The sequence below is a fragment of the Azoarcus sp. DD4 genome, from assembly GCF_006496635.1.
Lineage (GTDB): Bacteria > Pseudomonadota > Gammaproteobacteria > Burkholderiales > Rhodocyclaceae > Azoarcus.
This window is the reverse complement of record NZ_CP022958.1, coordinates 277,208-294,867: the sequence shown is the minus strand read 5'-3', so window position 1 is coordinate 294,867 and position 17,660 is coordinate 277,208. Positions and strand designations below refer to the sequence as shown.

At 71.2% G+C, this 17,660-nt stretch carries 13 protein-coding genes; all 13 read right to left on the bottom strand.

Annotation, left to right across the window (positions count from 1 at the left end):
- Nucleotides 1–60 precede the first annotated feature (60 nt).
- On the bottom strand, nucleotides 61–3,195 hold the full coding sequence (locus CJ010_RS01465) for an efflux RND transporter permease subunit (RefSeq protein WP_141016385.1): 3,135 nt from the start codon (nucleotides 3,193–3,195) through the stop codon (nucleotides 61–63).
- Between the two features lie 13 nt (nucleotides 3,196–3,208).
- Entirely contained in the window at nucleotides 3,209–4,354 is a 1,146-nt protein-coding gene (locus CJ010_RS01460) for an efflux RND transporter periplasmic adaptor subunit (protein ID WP_205754871.1), read from the bottom strand.
- Entirely contained in the window at nucleotides 4,351–4,947 is a 597-nt protein-coding gene (locus CJ010_RS01455) for a hypothetical protein (protein WP_141016384.1), read from the bottom strand. Before CJ010_RS01455 ends, CJ010_RS01460 begins: the two co-directional genes overlap by 4 nt.
- Nucleotides 4,944–6,164, bottom strand: a complete 1,221-nt coding sequence (locus CJ010_RS01450; protein ID WP_205754870.1) for a TolC family protein — start codon at nucleotides 6,162–6,164, stop codon at nucleotides 4,944–4,946. The genes CJ010_RS01455 and CJ010_RS01450 overlap by 4 nt, the downstream gene beginning before the upstream one ends.
- 130 nt (nucleotides 6,165–6,294) lie before the next feature.
- Nucleotides 6,295–6,654 carry a hypothetical protein gene (locus CJ010_RS01445; RefSeq protein ID WP_141016382.1) on the bottom strand — a complete coding sequence of 120 codons (360 nt, stop codon included), beginning with the start codon at nucleotides 6,652–6,654 and terminating at the stop codon, nucleotides 6,295–6,297.
- Nucleotides 6,655–6,837: 183 nt separating this feature from the next.
- Nucleotides 6,838–8,310, bottom strand: a complete 1,473-nt coding sequence (locus CJ010_RS01440; protein WP_141016381.1) for an NAD-dependent succinate-semialdehyde dehydrogenase — start codon at nucleotides 8,308–8,310, stop codon at nucleotides 6,838–6,840.
- A 275-nt stretch (nucleotides 8,311–8,585) separates the two neighbouring features.
- Nucleotides 8,586–10,391, bottom strand: coding sequence for an ABC transporter ATP-binding protein (locus CJ010_RS01435; RefSeq protein WP_141016380.1), 1,806 nt, complete (start codon nucleotides 10,389–10,391; stop codon nucleotides 8,586–8,588).
- Nucleotides 10,392–10,413: 22 nt separating this feature from the next.
- Nucleotides 10,414–11,274 carry an ABC transporter permease gene (locus CJ010_RS01430; protein WP_240794475.1) on the bottom strand — a complete coding sequence of 287 codons (861 nt, stop codon included), beginning with the start codon at nucleotides 11,272–11,274 and terminating at the stop codon, nucleotides 10,414–10,416.
- An 11-nt stretch (nucleotides 11,275–11,285) separates the two neighbouring features.
- On the bottom strand, nucleotides 11,286–12,242 hold the full coding sequence (locus CJ010_RS01425) for an ABC transporter permease (RefSeq protein WP_011763954.1): 957 nt from the start codon (nucleotides 12,240–12,242) through the stop codon (nucleotides 11,286–11,288).
- A gap of 4 nt (nucleotides 12,243–12,246) precedes the next feature.
- Nucleotides 12,247–13,854, bottom strand: a complete 1,608-nt coding sequence (locus CJ010_RS01420; protein WP_141016378.1) for an ABC transporter substrate-binding protein — start codon at nucleotides 13,852–13,854, stop codon at nucleotides 12,247–12,249.
- A gap of 16 nt (nucleotides 13,855–13,870) precedes the next feature.
- Nucleotides 13,871–15,163 (bottom strand): FAD-binding oxidoreductase, encoded by a 1,293-nt coding sequence (locus CJ010_RS01415; protein WP_141016377.1) that lies wholly within the window; start codon nucleotides 15,161–15,163, stop codon nucleotides 13,871–13,873.
- 40 nt (nucleotides 15,164–15,203) lie between these two features.
- Nucleotides 15,204–15,869 carry a haloacid dehalogenase type II gene (locus CJ010_RS01410; protein ID WP_133594460.1) on the bottom strand — a complete coding sequence of 222 codons (666 nt, stop codon included), beginning with the start codon at nucleotides 15,867–15,869 and terminating at the stop codon, nucleotides 15,204–15,206.
- A 197-nt stretch (nucleotides 15,870–16,066) separates the two neighbouring features.
- On the bottom strand, nucleotides 16,067–17,551 hold the full coding sequence (locus CJ010_RS01405; RefSeq protein ID WP_141016376.1) for an aldehyde dehydrogenase: 1,485 nt from the start codon (nucleotides 17,549–17,551) through the stop codon (nucleotides 16,067–16,069).
- Nucleotides 17,552–17,660 lie beyond the last annotated feature (109 nt).

Genomic DNA, 17,660 nt, shown 5'->3' with positions numbered 1-17,660 from the left:
CGGCGCCGCGCTGGCCTCGGATTTCATCGCGCGCTCAGCGCGCCGGGTTATTGATCGGCATCAGTACGCCTCCTGCGGCAGACCCTGCACCGCGCCCTCCTCGCCGCCTTCGAGCAGGCGGCGGGTGGGCTTCTCGCCGACCAGGCGGAAGATCACCGGGGTCAGCAGGGTATCGAGCAGGGTGGAGCTGACCAGGCCGCCGAAGATCACCACCGCCACCGGGTGCAGGATCTCCTTGCCCGGGGCGTCGGCGGCCAGCAGCAGCGGGGTCAGCGCGAAAGCCGCCACCAGCGCGGTCATCAGCACCGGCGTGAGGCGCTCCAGCGAGCCGCGCACGATCATCGCGTCGCCGAAGCTTTCGCCCTCGAAGCGGCACAGGTTGATGTAGTGGCTGACCTTGAGGATGCCGTTGCGGGTGGCGATGCCGGCCAGCGTGATGAAGCCCACCATCGAGGCCACCGATAGCGTGACGCCGGCCAGCCACATCGCCACCACGCTGCCGATCAGCGCCAGCGGGATGTTGGCCATGATGACCCCGGCCAGCACCGCCGACTTGTAGCGCGAGTACAGCACCAGGAAAATCATCGCCAGCGACACCAGCGACAGTCCGGCGATCAGGCGGGTTGCCTGCTCCTGGGCCTGGAACTGGCCCTCCAGGGTGACGAAGTTGCCGGTCGGCATGGGCGTGCGGGCGATCACCGCGCGCACCTCGGCGATCACCCGGCCCATGTCGGAGCCGTCGGTGTTGGCATACACCACGATGCGGCGGCGGCCGTTCTCGCGCCCAACCTGGTTGGGGCCGTCGGTCTCTTCCACGCTGGCGATGGCCGACACCGGCAGCTTGCCGGCCGGGGTGTCGATCAGCGTGCGCGCCAGATCCTGCGGGCTGCGGCGGGCATCCGGCAGGCGCAGCACCAGGTCGTAGCGGCGTGGGCCGTCGACGATCTCGGCGCCATGGGCGCCGTCGGTCAGCGCCTGCAGCAGGCGCAGCGCCTCGCCCGGCGTGAGGCCCGCCTGCGCCGCCTTGCGGTGGTCCAGCCGCACCGTGATCTGCGGGATCAGCACCTGCTTCTCGACGGTGAGGTCGACCAGGCCGGGCACGGCGGCCAGGCCCTGGCGCATCTGCTCGGCCAGGCCGCGCAGGGTGTCGATGTCGTCGCCGAAGATCTTCACCGCCACCTGGGCGCGCACGCCCGACAGCAGATGATCGAGCCGGTGCGAGATCGGCTGGCCGATCGCCACCTGCGCCGGCAGCACCGACAGCTTGTCGCGGATGTCGGCCATCACCGCCTCGCGGTCGCGGCCGCCGCTGCGCACCAGATCGACGTCGATCTCGGCCGCATGCACGCCTTCGGCATGCTCGTCGAGCTCGGCGCGGCCGGTGCGGCGGCCCACCTGGGTGACTTCGGGCACTTCGCGGATCAGGCTTTCGGCCAGCATGCCGAGGCGGTTGGCCTCGTCGAGCGAGGTACCGGGATTGAGCACCATGCCCAGCACCAGCGAGCCCTCGTTGAACGCCGGCAGGAAGGCGCGCGGGAAGAAGGGCACGCTCGCCGCGGCCGCCGCCACCGCCAGCGCGGCCACGCCGATCAGCAGCTTCGCGCGCGGGAAGGACCAGGTCAGCAGCTTGGCGTCCCAGACCTTGAGCTTCGCCACCAGCGGGCTGTCGCCGTGGTCCAGGCGCTTCATCTTCGGCAGCAGGTAGCTGGACAGCGCCGGGGTCACCGTCATCGACACCAGCATCGAGGCCAGAATCGACACGATGTAGGCGATGCCCAGCGGTGAGAACAACCGGCCCTCGATGCCAGGCAGCGCGAACAGCGGCACGAACACCAGGCAGACGATGATGGTGGCGTAGACGATGCCGGAGCGCACCTCCACGCTGGCCGCCGCCACCACCTCCAGCACCGGCGCCGGATTGGGCAGCGCGCGGTTCTGCTTCATGCGGCGCAGGATGTTCTCCACATCCACCACCGCGTCGTCCACCAGTTCGCCGATCGCGATCGCCAGCCCGCCCAGGGTCATCACGTTGATCGACTGGCCGAGCAGGTGGAACACCAGCGCGGTCACCGCCAGCGACAGCGGGATGGCGACCAGCGAGATCAGCGTGGTGCGCGCCGACAGCAGGAAGGCGAACAGCACGATGGCCACCATGATGGCGCCGTCGCGCAGCGCCTCGCTGACGTTGCCGATCGAGGCCTCGATGAAGTCGGCCTGGCGGAACAGCACCCTGGGCGCCGCCAGCCCGGCCGGGCGGCCGCTGTCGAGCTCGGCGAGCGCGCGCTCGATCTGGCCGGTGAGCTTCACCGTGTCGGCGTCGGGCTGCTTCTGCACGCTGAGGATCACCGCCGGCCCGCCGTTGTAGCCGGCGTCGCCGCGCTTGAGGCTGGGCGCGAAGCGCACCGTGGCGACCTGCTCCAGCAGCACCGGGCGGCCTTCCTTCCAGGCCACCGCGAGGCCCTGCAGATCCTCGACGCGGTTGCTGCGGCCGAGGTGGCGGATCAGGTATTCGCGCCGGTTGAGGTCGATGAAGCCGCCGCCGGCATTGCTGGCGAAACCGGCCAGCGCCGCTTCGACCTGGCTCAGCGTGACGCCGAACTGCGCCATGCGGGCGGTGTCCGGCTCGACGCGCAGGGTGCGCACCTCGCCGCCGATGGGGATGACCTGCGACACCCCGGCGATGGACAGCAGACGCGGCCGCAGTACGAAGTCGGCATACTCGCGCGCCTGCATGGCACTGACCTTGCCGTCGGCCGCCAGCGGCAGGCCGATCAGCATCACCTCGCCCATGATGGACGACACCGGCCCCATCATCGGGGTGATGCCGGCCGGCAATTGCTCCCTCACCAGCGACAGGCGCTCCGACACCAGCTGGCGGTTGCGGTAGATGTCGGTGCCCCAGTCGAACTCGGCATAGACGATGGACAGGCCCACGCCCGACACCGAACGCACCCGGGTCACCCCGGGCATGCCGCCGAGTGCGGTTTCCAGCGGGAAGGTGACGAGCTGTTCGACCTCTTCCGGTGCCATGCCGCCGGCCTCGGTCAGCACGGTGACCAGCGGCTTGTTGAGGTCGGGGAAGACGTCCACCGGCGTCTTCCAGGCGGTGTAGGCGCCGTAGGCCATCATCAGCAGCGCGAGCGCGAGCACGAACAGCCGGTTGGCCAGGCTGTAGCGAACGATCCAGTTGAACATGATCGTTCTCCGCTCAGCGGATCTGCGCGATCAGCGGTGCGCCTTGCACCACCACGCGGTTGTCGGCACCCAGGCCGTGGGTCACCACCACCCGCGCCGCGTCCAGCGCGCGGTACTGCACCGGCTGCGGGATGTAGCGCTCGGCGCCGGACTTGATCCACACGATGGGCTCGTTGGCGGTATTGCGCACCACCGCCTCGGCCGGCAGCACGAAGCCCCTGGTGCGCTCGGCAAGCGCAGCCACCACCGTCACCGGCTGGCCCACCGCCAGCGGCAGCGCCGCGGGCTTCGCCTTGGGATCGGGCACCGCGCGGAAGGTCAGCGGCAGCACGCCGTCGCGCAGGCTGCGCGCCGCCCCCACCAGCTCGAAGGCGGCCTGCGGCGCTTCCACCACGCGTGCCTCGGCGATGCCGGTGGCGAGCCCCGGATCGGCGACGGTGGCTTCGACCAGCACCCGCACCGGATCGACGATCTCGTAGAGTACGTCGCGCGCTTCCACCACCTGGCCGGCAACCGCATCGGCGCGGGCGATCACGCCATCGACCGGCGCCACCAGCGCCTCGCGCGCGCCGAGCGCGGCACCGATGCGCTGCTCGCGCGCCTTCAGGCTGTCGAGTTCGGCACGGGCGACATCCAGCTCCTTGCGCGGCACGCTGCCTTCCAGACCCTGCAGGCGCTCGAAGCGCTGCTCGGCGACCTTGCGGTTGTTGCGCACCTCGGCGAGCTGGGCCTGCTGCTCGGCCTGGGCGTAGGGCTCGGCCTGGTAGCGCAGATATGCGAGCACCTCGCCGCGCTTGACCGCTTGGCCGGCCACCGGCAGGCCCTTCGGCGCCGCTTCGATGCGGCCGCCGTACATCGGCTGCACCCGGCCGCCGGCATTCGGGTCCATGACGACGCGGCCGGGCAGCTCCACGGTGGCGGCGGCTTCGCTTTCCACCGCGAAACGGGTGAGCACGCCCATGCGGCGCTGTGCTGCCATCGGCACGTTGACGCTGCCGTCGGGCAGGCGGGCGAGCCCGGAGGCATTCGCCGCCGCGCCCGGCGCATCGAGGTGTTCGCCGTTAGGGCCGTGAGCACCGGGCGAGGCGAGCGCGCAGGACGATCCCAGCGCGGCGAGGGCGAGCGCCAGCGCGCTCAGGGTGTGGGCAGTGCGATTCATGCGCGACCTCCGCGGGCGGACTGGATGGAAGCCGGCCTGCGCCGGCGTAGCGCGACGGTACCGACCGCGGCGAGGCCGAGCACGCCTGCGGCGGTCCATGCCAGCGGCAGGCCGGCGTCGCCGTCGGTATGGGCGACGGCATGGGTATCCGCCACGGTCAGGCTGGCGTCGAGCAGATCGCTGTCATCGCCCGCCTCCACGGTGAACACCAGCGCGTGCTGGCCCGGCCTGGCCAGCGCCGCGACCATCGCGGCATCGCTCACCAGATAGTCGCCGGATTCGGCGCGGAAGGCGGCGGTGGCCTTGAGGCCGCCGGCTTCGAGCTCGACCCTGGCGCCGAGCACCGCCTCGTTGGTCTCGTAGCGGCCGAGGAAGAAACTCAACTGGCCGTGATCGAGCTTGCCGACCAGTTCGAAGGCTTCGGAATGGGTCTCGACGCGTGGCGTAGCGGACACCGCGATCGCGCCGGACGGTGCATCCAGGTGTTCGCCATTGGGACCGTGAGCGCCGGGCGAGGCGAAAGCCGCGCCGGCCACCGCCAGCGCGAGGGCGGCAAGGCTGTGCCGCAGCAGGGGGAAGGAAATCGGGGTCATGGCAGGATTCCGGAAACTTGTTGGAGACGGGCGCGGGCCAAGCCCAGCGCGGCGTCCTGGCGGGCACGGCCGGCTTCGCCCTGGGTGGCGGCGGACGCGGCGAGCAGCAGCTCGGGCAGCGCGGCTTCGCCGGCACGGAAGGCCTTGTCGATCAGTTGGGCGCGTTCGCGCAGCAGGCCGGCGCGTTCGCGGGCGGCCTCGGCCTGTTCCGCCGCCGCATCGAGCGCGCCGCGCGCGGCGACCAGGTCGCCAGCCAACTGCTGACGCAGGCGCAGCTCTGCAACCTGGGCCTGGGCGAGCTCGCCCTGCGCCGCGGCGGCCAGCGGCCGGTTGCGGGCATCGGTACCGAAGGGCAGGCGCAGGCCGAAGTTGATGCTGCGCTCGGCGGAAGCGCCGCTTTCGGCGACCTCACGGCGGTAGCTCAGCGTCAGTTCGGGCGCGGCGGCACGGTCGGTACGCGCCACCTCGACACCGCGGCGGGCGTGTTCCACCGCCTGCGCCGCCTGGCGCAGGCCGGGGTGGGCGGCAGGCAGGCCGTCGTCGCCGGCGGCGGCCGGGGCGGCTTCCGCCTCGCGCGGATCGGCCGCCGTATCCAGCCCGGTCAGCGCCTGCCAGCGCGCCATCGCGGCGTGACGGCGTTCGCGCACTTCGCTGAGCGCCGCCTGTGCCGCCAGCGCCTCGGCACGCGCGGCGATCGCATCGGTACGCGCCAGTTCGCCGGCATGCACCCGGCGCTCGACGTCGGTGGCGAGCTCGCGCAGATAACGCAGCTGGGCATCGGCCACCGTCACTTCGGCGTCCAGCCCGGCGAGCGTCCATGCGGCCTCGCGCACGTCGCCGGCCAGGCGCAGGCGGTCGGCGTCCTCGCCGACGCGGGCCAGCGTCTGGCCCGCCTCGGCCGCCGCCTGACGCGCCGAGCGCTGGCCGGGCAGCCACAGCGGCAGCGCAAGGCCGACTTCGTTCTCGCGCGCGCCCTTGTTGTCGTGCCAGCGGTCGGAGCGATGGCCGAGTTCGAGCGCCGGGGGCTCGGCCAGCAGGCTGTCGGCCGCCACCTGCTCGGCCTCGGCGCGTGCCAGCGCCACCTGCGCTTCGGTGCCGGCCTGGGTGCGTTGCCAGGCGGCGTCGAGCGCGCGCGCCAGGCCGACACGCGGCGGCGGTGTGGTCTGCGCCAGCGCGGCGCAGCAGATCATGCTGCCGGCGATCGCGCAGGCAGCCATCCAGGGTCTGGTTCTCAAGTTTTCCTCGCCAACGAGGGGCGTGCCGCCGGGACGCGGGCGTCCCGTGCGGTCACGCGGTGGATCTGCCCAGCCGGGCGCAACGCACCGGCCGGGAATGCATGGGCTCAGATCAGGCGGCGGATCGGGGAGGTCGCTTGAGGCGTTCGAGGAAGGGGACGGGCGGTTCGAGCACGGTGGCGACGAACGGCGTGGCGTCCGGCAGGCGCGGCAGATCGGCGAGCCCGGAGGACAGGAGGGCGACCGCATGCACCGCGCAGTCGAAATTCACGTGCTTGAGCGATTCCGGCGACCGGTCATGGTGGATGTGGCTACCGTCGTCGCCGCGATGATGATGCGCGCTGCCCTGCCAGTGCAGCGCCGCGTGGCCCGCCTGCGGCGACGTGCCGGCCGCGGCCCAGCCTCCCTGCGCCACGATCGCGTGGAACAGGACGGCAAGCAGCAGCAGGAAGTGGATAACGCGGTGCACCATGCAGGACATTATGAAAGCGGCGCCACGAACACTGTGCGGTTCGCTGCCGTCGGTACGCAATATCGTAGCGAAGTTGGCGGCGATGGTAGCGGCTATTAACACGCCGACAAGCAATCGGGCGGCGGCAGTGTAGCGGAACGAACCGCGGCCGCCTTCAGGCGCCGCGCCGCCCTCCCCCTTCTTTCAGCCCAGCCCGCCCTGGCACAGGTATTTCATCTGCGTGTAGTCGTCCAGCCCGTGGCGCGAGCCTTCGCGGCCGTAGCCGGATTCCTTGATGCCGCCGAAGGGCGCCACCTCGGCGGCGAGCGCGCCTTCGTTGATGCCGACGATGCCGCTTTCCAGCCGGTCGGCCACCCGCCAGGCGCGCGCCATGTCGCGGGTGTAGAAGTAGGCGGCCAGGCCGAAGGGGGTGTCGTTGGCGGCGGCGACGACTTCGTCCTCGTGCTCGAAGCGGCTCACCGGCACCACCGGGCCGAAGGTTTCTTCCTGCGTACAACGCATGTCGGCATTCACCCCGACCAGCACGGTGGGGGCGAAATAGTTGGGGCCGATTTCGGGCAGACGCTCGCCGCCGGTGACGACACGAGCGCCGTGCTCGACGGCGTCGGCAACGTGGGCGGCGATCTTGTCCACCGCGCGGGCATTGATCATCGGCCCGATCTGGCTGTCCGGCGCGCTCGCCGGCCCGACCCCGAGCGCGGCCACCCGCGCCGCCAGCCTGTCGACGAAAGCGTCATGCACCGCGCCATGCACGAACACCCGGTTGGGGCAGACGCAGGTCTGGCCGCCGTTGCGGAACTTGGCCGCCATCAGGCCGGCGACCGCGGCGTCGAGGTCGGCGTCCTCGAACACGATGAAGGGCGCGTTGCCGCCCAGCTCCATCGACACCCGCTTCAGGGTGGCCGCCGATTCGCGCACCAGGTGCTTGCCCACCGGCGTCGAGCCGGTGAAGGTGATCTTGCGCACCCGGCTGTCGGCCAGCCACACGTCGACCACCTCGGCCGCACGCTCGCGCGAGGCGGTGACCATGTTGAGCACGCCGGCCGGCAGCCCGGCCTCCTCCGCCAGCCGTACCAGCGCCAGCGAGGTCAGCGGCGTGTCCTCGGCCGGCTTGGCAACCACGGTGCAGCCGGCGGCCAGCGCCGGCGCGATCTTGCGCGCGATCATCGCCGCCGGGAAATTCCACGGCGTGATCGCCGCGACCACGCCCACCGGCTCCTTCACCATCAGCATCTTGCGCCCGCGCACCGGCTCGGGGATGACCTCGCCGTGGCTGCGCGCAGCCTCCTCGGCGAACCATTCGACATAGCTCGCCGCGTACAGCACCTCGCCCCGGCCTTCGGCCAGCGGCTTGCCCTGCTCGCGCGAGATCAGCCGGCCGAGGTCGTCCTGGTGGGCGAGGATCAGCGCATGCCAGCGCTTGAGGTAGTGCGCGCGCTCGCGGCCGGTGAGCGCGCGCCACGCGGGAAAGGCGGCGTGGGCGGCATCGACCGCGGCGCACGCGTCGGCGGCGGTGCTGTCGGGGACGTGGGCGAAGACGGTGTCGGTGGCGGGATCGCTGACTGGCAGCAAGCGGCCGTCGGTGGCATCGCGCCAGGCGTTGGCGATGAAGTTCTGTTGGCGCTGGAGGTCGGGGTGGGTGAGGGTGAGAGGCATGGGGGCTCCTGGGGGGCGGCGCTGACTGGCGCTGCGAACAATGTAGGAAGTGGCGTCAGGGCACATCCTCCCTCCCCTTCAAGGGGGTGAGGACGGGGTTTCGGCGAGCACTGCTCGCCGCCGGCCGAACGACGGTGCCTCCTGGCACCGGCTACCGGGCTGGGGTGGGGATGGGGTGCAGCCTTGCGCGGCGCCGGCGCCGGCCAACCCCATCCCCCTCCTAACCTCCCCCTTGAAGGGGGAGGAACAGTCAGCAGGCCGCTGGACGGCTCTGATCACACCGCCGCAGCCAGCTCCGCTTCGCTGCGATGACACAGAATCTCGCTCCCGCCCGCCAGCCGCTGGCGTGGCGGCGGCGTGCTGTCGCACAGCCCGGCCACCCGCAGCGGACAGCGATCGATGAACACGCAGCCGCCCGGTGTGCGCGCCACCGGCGCCACCTCGTTGCGGGCGATGTCGTCCAGCCAACCGATGCGCATTTCCGGCACCGAGCGCGCCAGCAGGTCGAAATAGGGATGGCGCACGCTGGTACCGAAGCGTTCGCGCGGCACCGCTTCCACCTTGCGGCCGGCGTAGAGCACCACCACCTCGTCGCACACCGCGCGCACGGTGTTGAGGTCGTGGCTGATGAAGAGGTAGGACAGGCCCAGCTCGCGGCGCAGTTCGGCCATCAGGTCGAGCACCGCGGCGCCGACCACGGTGTCCAGCGCCGAGGTCACCTCGTCGGCGAGGATGATGTCGGGCTCGGCGGCGAGCGCGCGGGCGAGGTTGATGCGCTGCTTCTGCCCGCCCGACAGCCCGCCGGGCAGGCGGCCGGCGACGGCGGCGGGCAGCTGCACCAGGTCGAGCAGTTTGGCGATGCGCGCCTGCAGCGCCGCGCCGGACAAGCCGTGGTAGAGCTGCAGCGGGCGGGCGAGGATGCGTTCCACCGTGTGCGCCGGATTGAGCGCGGTGTCGGCGATCTGGAACACGATCTGGATGCGGCGCAGCTGCTCGCGGCTGCGCTCCGCCAGCGTCGCCGGCAGCGGCGCGCCGTCCAGCAGCACCTGGCCGCGCGCCGGCCCCACCAGGCCGGCGACGACGCGGGCCAGCGTGGTCTTGCCGGAGCCGGATTCGCCGATCACGCCGATGGCCTGGCCACGGTGCAGCGCGAGATCGATGTCGGCGAGGATGGGCACCGCCGGCATACCGTCGGCACCGCGCGGGCCGTAGCCGGCGGCGAGATCGCGCACTTCGAGCAGCGGCGTGGAACCCGCCGCCGCCAGCGCACCGCCTGCGCGCGCGGCCGGATGGGCGGCAGCGAGCAGGCTGCGGGTGTAGTCGTCCTGCGGCGCCTCGATGATCTGGCGGGTGTCGCCGAGTTCGCGCGCGGCGCCGTGGCGCAGCACCAGGATGCGGTCGGCCATCTGCGCCACCACGGCGAGGTCGTGGGTGACGTACACCGCGCTGGTGCCGCGCTCCCGCACCACGCGGCGGAAGGCGCGCAGCACCTCGATCTGGGTGGTGACGTCGAGCGCGGTGGTGGGCTCGTCGAGGATGACCAGCGCCGGGTCGGTAATCAGCGCCATCGCCGCCATCAGCCGCTGCAGCTGGCCGCCGGAAACCTGGTGCGGGTAGCGCGCGCCGATGGTGTCGGGCTTGGGCAAGGCGAGTTCGCGGAACAACGCCACCGCCTTGCGCTCGGCCTCGGCGCGCGGCATCAGGCCGTGGATCAGCGCCGGCTCCACCACCTGGTCCATGATGGTGCGCGAGGGGTTGAAGGAGGCTGCGGCGCTCTGCGCGATGTAGGCCACGCTGCGGCCGCGCAGTCTGCGGCGACCGGCGGCGTCCAGCCCCAGCACCTCGATGTCGCCGACGCGCACGCTGCCACCGACGATCTCGCAGCCCTGGCGCGCATAGCCCATCAGCGCGAGCGCCGTGGTGGTCTTGCCCGAGCCGGATTCGCCGATCAGCGCCAGCACCTCGCCGGGGGCGATGTCGAAATCCAGCCCGTGCACGATGGGCGTGCCGCCGGCGGCGATGCGCAGGCCGCGCACCGCGACCGCGGCACCGGTTGCCGTGCCGGTGGGATGGGCGCGCATGGCAATCTCCTTGTCGCTGCGATCATTCACGGTTGGCGCGCCCCGGCAGGTTGTCGATGACCAGGTTCACCGCGATGGTGAGGCTGGCGATGGCCAAGGCCGGCACGATCACCGCCGGCGCGCCTTCCGGCAGGCCGCCCAGGTTCTCCCGTACCAGCGAGCCCCAGTCCGCCTCCGGCGGCTGCACGCCGAGGCCGAGGAAGGACAGGCCGGCGAGCAGCAGCACCACGTAGACGAAGCGCAGGCCGAGGTCGGCCAGCATGGGGCCGAGCATGTTGGGCAGGATCTCGTGGCGCATGATGTAGAGATCGCCCTCGCCGCGGCTGCGCGCCACCGCCACGTAGTCCATGGCGTTGATGTTCACCGCCAGCGAGCGGGCGATGCGGAACACGCCAGGCACGTAGATCAACGCTGCGGTCAGCGCCAGCAGCGTCACCGAGGAGCCGAAGGCGGCGACCATGATGAGGGCGAAGAGCTTGCTGGGGATGGAGATCAGCGTGTCCATCAGGCGGCTGAGGGTGCCGTCCGCCCAGCCGCCGCGCACCGCAGCCAGCAGGGCCAAGGCGGTGCCGCCCGCGCTGGCCAGCAGGGTAGCGACGATGGCCACGCCCACGGTGTAGCCGGCGCCCAGCACCAGGCGGGCGAGCATGTCGCGGCCGAGGTAATCGGTGCCCAGCGGATGGGCGGCGCTGAGGCGGCCGAACACCACGTCGGCGCCAGGCGCATTGGCCTCGGGCGCCAGCAGCCAGGGGCCGGCGATGGCGGTGGCCAGCCAGAACAGGATCACCGCCAGGCCGAGCAGGCCCGGCAGCGGCAGCCGTGGCAGCCGGCGCCGGGGCGGCTCAGCCGGCAGCGCCGGCGCGTGGGCGGAGGAAGCGGGCATGGGCTGGTCGCTCATCGGTGGCGCAGCTTGGGGTTGGAGACGATGCCGAGCACGTCGGCCACGGTGACCAGCAGCAGGTAGGCGGCGCAGAACAGCATGGCGCAGGTCTGCACCAGCGGCATGTCGCGCTGGGTCACGCCGTCCACCATCAGCTTGGCGACGCCGGGGTAGTTGAAGATGGTTTCGACGATGATGACGCCGCCCAGCAGGTAGGACAGCGACAGCGCCACCGCATTGGCGATGGGCCCGAGCGCGTTCGGCAGCGCGTGGCGCAGCACCATGCGCAGCGGCGAGGCGCCCTTCAGCCGCACCATCTCGATGTAGGGCGCGCGCAGCTGGTCCACCACCGCGGCGCGGGTCATGCGCAGCATCTGGGAGATGATCACGCAGCACAGGCTGAACACCGGCAGCGCGTAGGCGCGCGCCAGTTCGGCGAGGTCGGCGTCCGGCCCGGTGTAGGCCAGCGCCGGCAGCCAGCGCAGCTGCACCGCGAACAGCAGCACCGCCAGCGTGGCGATGAGGAATTCCGGCACCGACACCACCGCCACCGCGCCCATGCTGACGGCGCGGTCGAAGCGGGAGCCGCGCCACATCGCCGCGGCGATGCCCAGCGCCAGCGCCAGCGGCACCGAGATGGCGGCGGTGAGGCCGGCGAGCAGCAGCGAGTTGGGCAGGCGGCTGGCGATGAGCTGGCCGACCGGCGCGCCGCTCACCACCGAGCGGCCGGGGTCGCCGCCGGCCATGCCGGCCAGCCAGTCGCCGTAGCGCACCAGCGCCGGGCGATCCAGGCCCATCTCGTGGCGCAGCGCCGCCAGGGTTTCGGCGGTGGCTTCCAGCCCCAGCTTTTCCTCGGCGGCGTCGCCCGGCAGCAGCGCGGTGATGGCGAACACCACCGCCGACACCAGCAGCAGCGACACCAGCGCGAGGCCGATGCGGGCGGCGATCAGGCGGAGTACGAGTGCGTTCATGGCCTCAGCCCTCCAGCCACACGTTTTCGGCGAAGGAGTAGCCCATCAGCCCGCCCAGCGGGATCTGCGACAGGCCCTTCACCCGGCTGCTGAGGCCGTCGATGGAGGCGATGAACAGCGGGATGCCGCTGCCGCATTCGTCGTGCACCAGCGCCTGCATGTCGGCGTAGAGCGCGCGGCGGCGATTTTCATCCAGCTCGGAACGGGCGGCCACCAGCAATTGGTCGAAGCGCGGGTTCTTCCAGCCGGTGGTGTTCCACGCCGAGCTGGACTGGTAGAACTGGGTGAACACCGCGTCCGCGCTGGCGCGCGGGTTGATGTTGCCGAAGGACAGCGGATGCTTCATCCAGTGGTTGGACCAGTAGCCGTCCACCGGCATGCGCTTCACCTCCAGGTTGAGGCCGGCGCGGGCGGCGGCATGCTGCAGCACCAGCGCGATCTCCACCGAATAGGTGGCGGCGGGCGAGGCCACGATAGGCAGCCGCGCGCCTTCCATGCCGGCCTTGCGCAGGTGGAAGCGGGCGCGCTCCGGGTCGTAGGCGCGCTGCGGCAGGCCAGCGGCGTAGAAGGTGTGGGTCGGGTCTATCGGCTGATCGTTGCCGACCATGGCGTGGCCCTGGGCGATGACCTTCATCATCAGCTCGCGGTCCATCAGGTACTTCAGCGCCAGCACGAAATCCGGGTTGGCGCCGGGGCCGCGGTCCTGCCGCATCACCAGGTCGCTGTACTGGCCGGACTGGGTGGTCATGAACGTGAAACCCGGTGTCGCGGCGATGCGCAGCGCCGAGCGCGGATTCACCGCGCTGACGAGGTCGATGTCGCCGGACAGCAGCGCATTCACCCGCGCCACTTCATCGACGATGCCGACGCATTCGATGGTGTCCACGTATGGCCGGCCGGGCTTCCAGTAATTCGGGTTGCGCACCGCGATGGAGCGCACGCCCGGGCGGAATTCCTGGCAGCGGTAGGGGCCGGTGCCGTTGGCGAGGCGGAAGTCGGTGGTGCCGTCGGCGACGATGTGGAAGTGGAAGGTGCCCATCAGCACCGGCAGGTCGGCGTTGGGCGCCTTCAGGCGGACCTTCACCGCCTGCGGGCCGTCGGCGGCGACGCTGTCGATCTGGGCGGCGATGGCGTTGGCCTTGGAGCCGACCGCCGGGTCCTTGTGGCGCATCAGCGAATACACCACGTCGGCCGGCGTCAGCGGCTTGCCGTCGTGGAAGGCCACGCCGCGGCGCAGGCGGAAGGTCCATTCCTGCGCGTCTTCGCTGGCGAAGGATTCGGCCAGCGCCGGCAGCGGGTTCAGGTGGGCGTCCAGCTCGGTCAGCCCGTTGTAGAACATCTTGCCGCGGATGTAATCGGTCTGGTTCGACTGCCTGGCCGGGTCCAGCGTGTCGGTGATCGCGGCGGCGGCGGAAGCCACCCGCAGGTAGCCGCCCTGCCGCGGCGGCGGCGCCGTCATGGCCGCGAGACTGGCAAAGGCGGGACCGGGAAGACCGAGGCCGGGCAGCGCGCAGCCGCCGGCCAGCAGCCGGCCCAGCGCGGCGCGCCGGCTCAGGCCGGGCGTGGCGGGGGCGATGCCGGGGAGCGACGACGGAAGAATGGAGGAAGACATGGCAGCGGCCTCGGCGTCAGACCAGCTTGTCTTTGAGGCGGTAGTACAAGCCCACCGCCGGCAGGAACCAGGGCGGGCCGAAGTGGCCGGGGATCGCCGGCCAGGGCAGATCGCGCCAGGGGTTGGCGGCGCGGTTGCCGTTCATCACCTCGGCCATGATCCCGCCCATGTGCACCGACATCTGGGTACCGTGGCCGCTGTAGCCGAGCGAGTAGAACAGGCCGTCGCGCTCGCCGGCGCGCGGCAGGCGGTCGCGGCTCATGTCCACCAGGCCGCCCCAGCAGTAGTCGATGCCGACGTCGGCCAGCTGCGGGAAGGTGCGCACCAGCGCGGCCTGCAGGATGTGGCCGCTCTTGAGGTCGGACTGCGGGCTGGAGATCGCGAAGCGTGCCCGCCCGCCGAACACCAGCCGGTTGTCCGGGGTCAGGCGGAAATAGTTGTGGATGTTCTCGGTGGTCGTGTAGGTGCGCCGGCGCGGCAGCAGCGCGGCGGCCCGTTCGGCGCCGAGCGGCGCGGTGACGACGATGAAGCTGCCCACCGGCACGATGCGCCGCCGCCACCAGCCGAAGGTGCCGAAGCCGCCGTGGCGGGTGGCGCCGCTGGCGACCAGCACCTGGGCGGCGTCGAAGCTGCCGGCGCTGGTGTGCACGCGGTGGGCGTGCATGCCTTCGCTGCGGCGGCGCTCCAGCCGCGTCACCGTGGTATTCGTATGGATGCGCGCGCCGTAGCGCAGCGCCGCGTCGGCCAGGCCGACGGCAAAGCGCCCCATGTGCATCTGCGCGCTCTTCTTGATGAGGATGCCGCCGCAGTAGCGTTCGCTGGCGACTTCGTCGCGCACCGCGGCGGCATCGACCAGCTCGACATCGGGATCGACTTCGTTCTTCAGCCGCTCGAAGCCGCGCACCAGCGCATCGAAGTGAGCGGGGCGCGCCGCCAGCTTGAGCTTGCCGTTGCGGGCGAAGTCGCAGGCGATGCCCTCTTCTTCCACCACCCGCGCCACGGTATCGACCGCATCGTCGTAGGCGTGATACCAGGCGCGCGCCTGGTCGCGGCCGACCTTGTCGGCGAGCGCGGCGTAATCCACCGCGAGGCCGTTGTTCACATGGCCGCCGTTGCGCCCCGAGGCTTCGCCGGCGAGCGCGCCTGCCTCCAGCACCACCACCGATGCGCCGCGTTTCGCGAACGCGAGCGCCGCCGACAGGCCGGTGAAGCCGCCGCCGACGATGGCGACGTCGGCCCGCTTGGGCAGGGGGGTATCGGCGCCGGCAAATGCCGGCGCGCTGTCCGTCCAGTAGGACTCGAGTTTCATCGCGGCTCGTTCGGGGTGGCGGTGGAAGGAGAAAGCAGGATCAGAGGCCGACCAGCGCGGGCAGGCCGCCGATGTCCTTGATCTCGGTGTAGTTGTAGGCAGCGCAGGCGGGATCGTGGCCGCGGTTCACGAACACCTTGTTCTTGATGCCGAGATCATCTGCCGACATCAGGTCGTAGCGCAGGCTGGAGGACACGTGGAGGATGTCTTCCGGGCCGCAGCCGAGCTGGTCCAGCATGTATTCGAAGGCCTGCAGGCGCGGCTTGTAGGCCTGCGCCTGTTCGGCGGTATAGACGGCATGGAAGGGGGCGCCGAGCTTTTCGACGTTGGTCATGATCTGTTCGTTGGCAGCGTTCGACAGGATCACCAGCGGGATTTCCTTGGCGATGCGGGCGAGCGGTTCCGGCACGTCCGGGTTGGGGCCCCAGGTCGGCACCAGGTCGTAGTACTTCTGGCCTTCTTCCTCGAGGTACTTCACGCCGTGGCGCTTGCAGGTGCGCTCCAGCGCGCTCTTGAGGATGTCGACGTAGGGCTTCCAGTCGCCCATCACTTCATCGAGGCGGTAGGCGTTGAAGTCGTGCACGAAGCGTTCCAGCTGTTCCGGCGGCAGGCGGTCGGCGTACATGGCGCGCGCGGTGTCGCCCATGCGGAAGCGGATCAGGGTGCCGTAGCAGTCGAAGGTGATGTACTTGGGGCGGAAGGTCATGGTCGAAATTTCCTGTCGTTCGTGCCGCCGGCCGGGGGAGTTACGACCTTGGGCGTAGTGGTTGTGTGAATCGATTAGAGCATGGGGTCCGGCATGAAATATGGCGTTCGGGGCCGTGCGCGAGGTGAAAACCGTTCTTTTGAAGGCGCCGCACGAAATGCTGTGCGGTCCGCCGGAACGCCCTCGCGCGGGGCACCTTATTGGGGCGAGCCGATGTCCATCAGCACACTTTTGAAGCGCAGGTTGGCCTCCACCGCCTGGCGGCCGAGGTCCTTGCCGATGCCCGACTGGTGGTAGCCGCCGGTGGGGATGACGAAGTCGGCGGAGCGGCCATAGCGGTTCACCCACACCGTGCCGGCCTCGATGCGGCGCACCGCGCGCATCGCCCGGCCGACGTCGCTGGTGTGCACCCCGGCGGCCAGCCCGTAGCTGTCGTGCGAGGCGAGCGCGAAGCCTTCTTCCTCTTCGTCGAAGGTCTGGACGGTGAGCACCGGGCCGAAGATTTCCTCGCTCACCGCCGGGTTGGCGGCATCGACGCCGTCGATCAGCGTCGGCAGGTAATAGGCGCCGCCGCAGCCGCCATCGACGATGCCGCCGCCGCACTGCACCCGGCCGCCCGCGGCCTGCGCGCGCTCGACGATGCCGGCTATGCGCGCCGCCTGCTGCGCCGAGATGATGGGCGGCAGGGTGGCGTCCTCGTCCCAGGTGGCGCCGGGGCGGTGTGCGGCGAAGAGGGCGCGGATGCGCTCCACCAGCGCGCCGGCGACACGGCGCTGCACCACCAGCCGCGAGCCGGCAACGCAGACCTGGCCGGCGTTGCCGGTGATGGCGCCGGCGATGGTGGCGGCGAGCTTGTCGAGATCGCGCACGTCGTCGAACACCAGCTGCGGGCTCTTGCCGCCCAGCTCCAGCGTCACCGGCTTGGGGCCGTGCAGCGCGCACGCCGACATGATCGCGGCGCCGGTGCGGGTGGAGCCGGTGAAGGTCATCTTTGACACCAGCGGATGGCGGGTGATGGCCTCGCCGGTGGTACGGCCGTCGCCCTGCACGATATTGAAGATGCCCGCCGGCACGCCAGCCTGGATCGCCAGTTCGGCCAGCCGCAGCGCGCTGAAAGGGGTCAGCTCGGAAGGCTTCAGCAGCACCGCGTTACCGGCGGCGAGCGCCGCGCCGACCTTCCACGAGACCATCACCAGCGGAAAATTCCACGGTGTGATCGCGCCGATGAGGCCATAGGGCTCGGCGATCACCATGCCGAGGTGGTCGTGGCGGGTGGCGGCGACCTCGCCGCCGAGCTTGTCGGCGTATTCGGCGAAGAAGCGCAGGCCTTCGGCGGTAAAGGGCACGTCCCAGGCGATGGCGTCGCGCACCGGGCGGGTGGAGCCGAGCGCTTCGAGCACGCCCAGGCGCGGCGCCTCGGCCTCCACCAGATCGGCCCAGCGCCGCAGCACGCGGGCGCGGTCGCGCGGCGCGCAGCGTGCCCAGTCGCTCTCTTTCCAGGCCTTCCAGGCATTTTCTGCGGCGGCGTCCACCAGCGCCTCGTCGGCCACCGGCAGCTCGGCGTAGGTCTGGCCGTCGGACGGGCGCCGCACCTCGAGCGCAGCGCCGGCGGGGGTTTGCAGGTGGCCGCCAATGAAATGGCCGACGGGCACCTGGATCTGATCGGGATCGAAAATCGGCATCGCACACCTCGTCGTTCTTGATGCACCGATGCTAGTGGCGGGGCCGCCGCATATGCTGCGGTAGTCCCGCTGCCGGCCGCAGCTTGCTGCGCTTGTGGCTGCGCCGGCG

What these genes read in the sequence shown, in the direction of transcription:
- CJ010_RS01465 (WP_141016385.1), bottom strand. Translation starts at nt 3,195, where the DNA reads ATGTTCAACTGGATCGTTCGCTACAGCCTGGCCAACCGGCTGTTCGTG.
- CJ010_RS01460 (WP_205754871.1), bottom strand. Translation starts at nt 4,354, where the DNA reads ATGAATCGCACTGCCCACACCCTGAGCGCGCTGGCGCTCGCCCTCGCC.
- CJ010_RS01455 (WP_141016384.1), bottom strand. Translation starts at nt 4,947, where the DNA reads ATGACCCCGATTTCCTTCCCCCTGCTGCGGCACAGCCTTGCCGCCCTC.
- CJ010_RS01450 (WP_205754870.1), bottom strand. Translation starts at nt 6,164, where the DNA reads ATGGCTGCCTGCGCGATCGCCGGCAGCATGATCTGCTGCGCCGCGCTG.
- CJ010_RS01445 (WP_141016382.1), bottom strand. Translation starts at nt 6,654, where the DNA reads ATGGTGCACCGCGTTATCCACTTCCTGCTGCTGCTTGCCGTCCTGTTC.
- CJ010_RS01440 (WP_141016381.1), bottom strand. Translation starts at nt 8,310, where the DNA reads ATGCCTCTCACCCTCACCCACCCCGACCTCCAGCGCCAACAGAACTTC.
- CJ010_RS01435 (WP_141016380.1), bottom strand. Translation starts at nt 10,391, where the DNA reads ATGCGCGCCCATCCCACCGGCACGGCAACCGGTGCCGCGGTCGCGGTG.
- CJ010_RS01430 (WP_240794475.1), bottom strand. Translation starts at nt 11,274, where the DNA reads ATGCCCGCTTCCTCCGCCCACGCGCCGGCGCTGCCGGCTGAGCCGCCC.
- CJ010_RS01425 (WP_011763954.1), bottom strand. Translation starts at nt 12,242, where the DNA reads ATGAACGCACTCGTACTCCGCCTGATCGCCGCCCGCATCGGCCTCGCG.
- CJ010_RS01420 (WP_141016378.1), bottom strand. Translation starts at nt 13,854, where the DNA reads ATGTCTTCCTCCATTCTTCCGTCGTCGCTCCCCGGCATCGCCCCCGCC.
- CJ010_RS01415 (WP_141016377.1), bottom strand. Translation starts at nt 15,163, where the DNA reads ATGAAACTCGAGTCCTACTGGACGGACAGCGCGCCGGCATTTGCCGGC.
- CJ010_RS01410 (WP_133594460.1), bottom strand. Translation starts at nt 15,869, where the DNA reads ATGACCTTCCGCCCCAAGTACATCACCTTCGACTGCTACGGCACCCTG.
- CJ010_RS01405 (WP_141016376.1), bottom strand. Translation starts at nt 17,551, where the DNA reads ATGCCGATTTTCGATCCCGATCAGATCCAGGTGCCCGTCGGCCATTTC.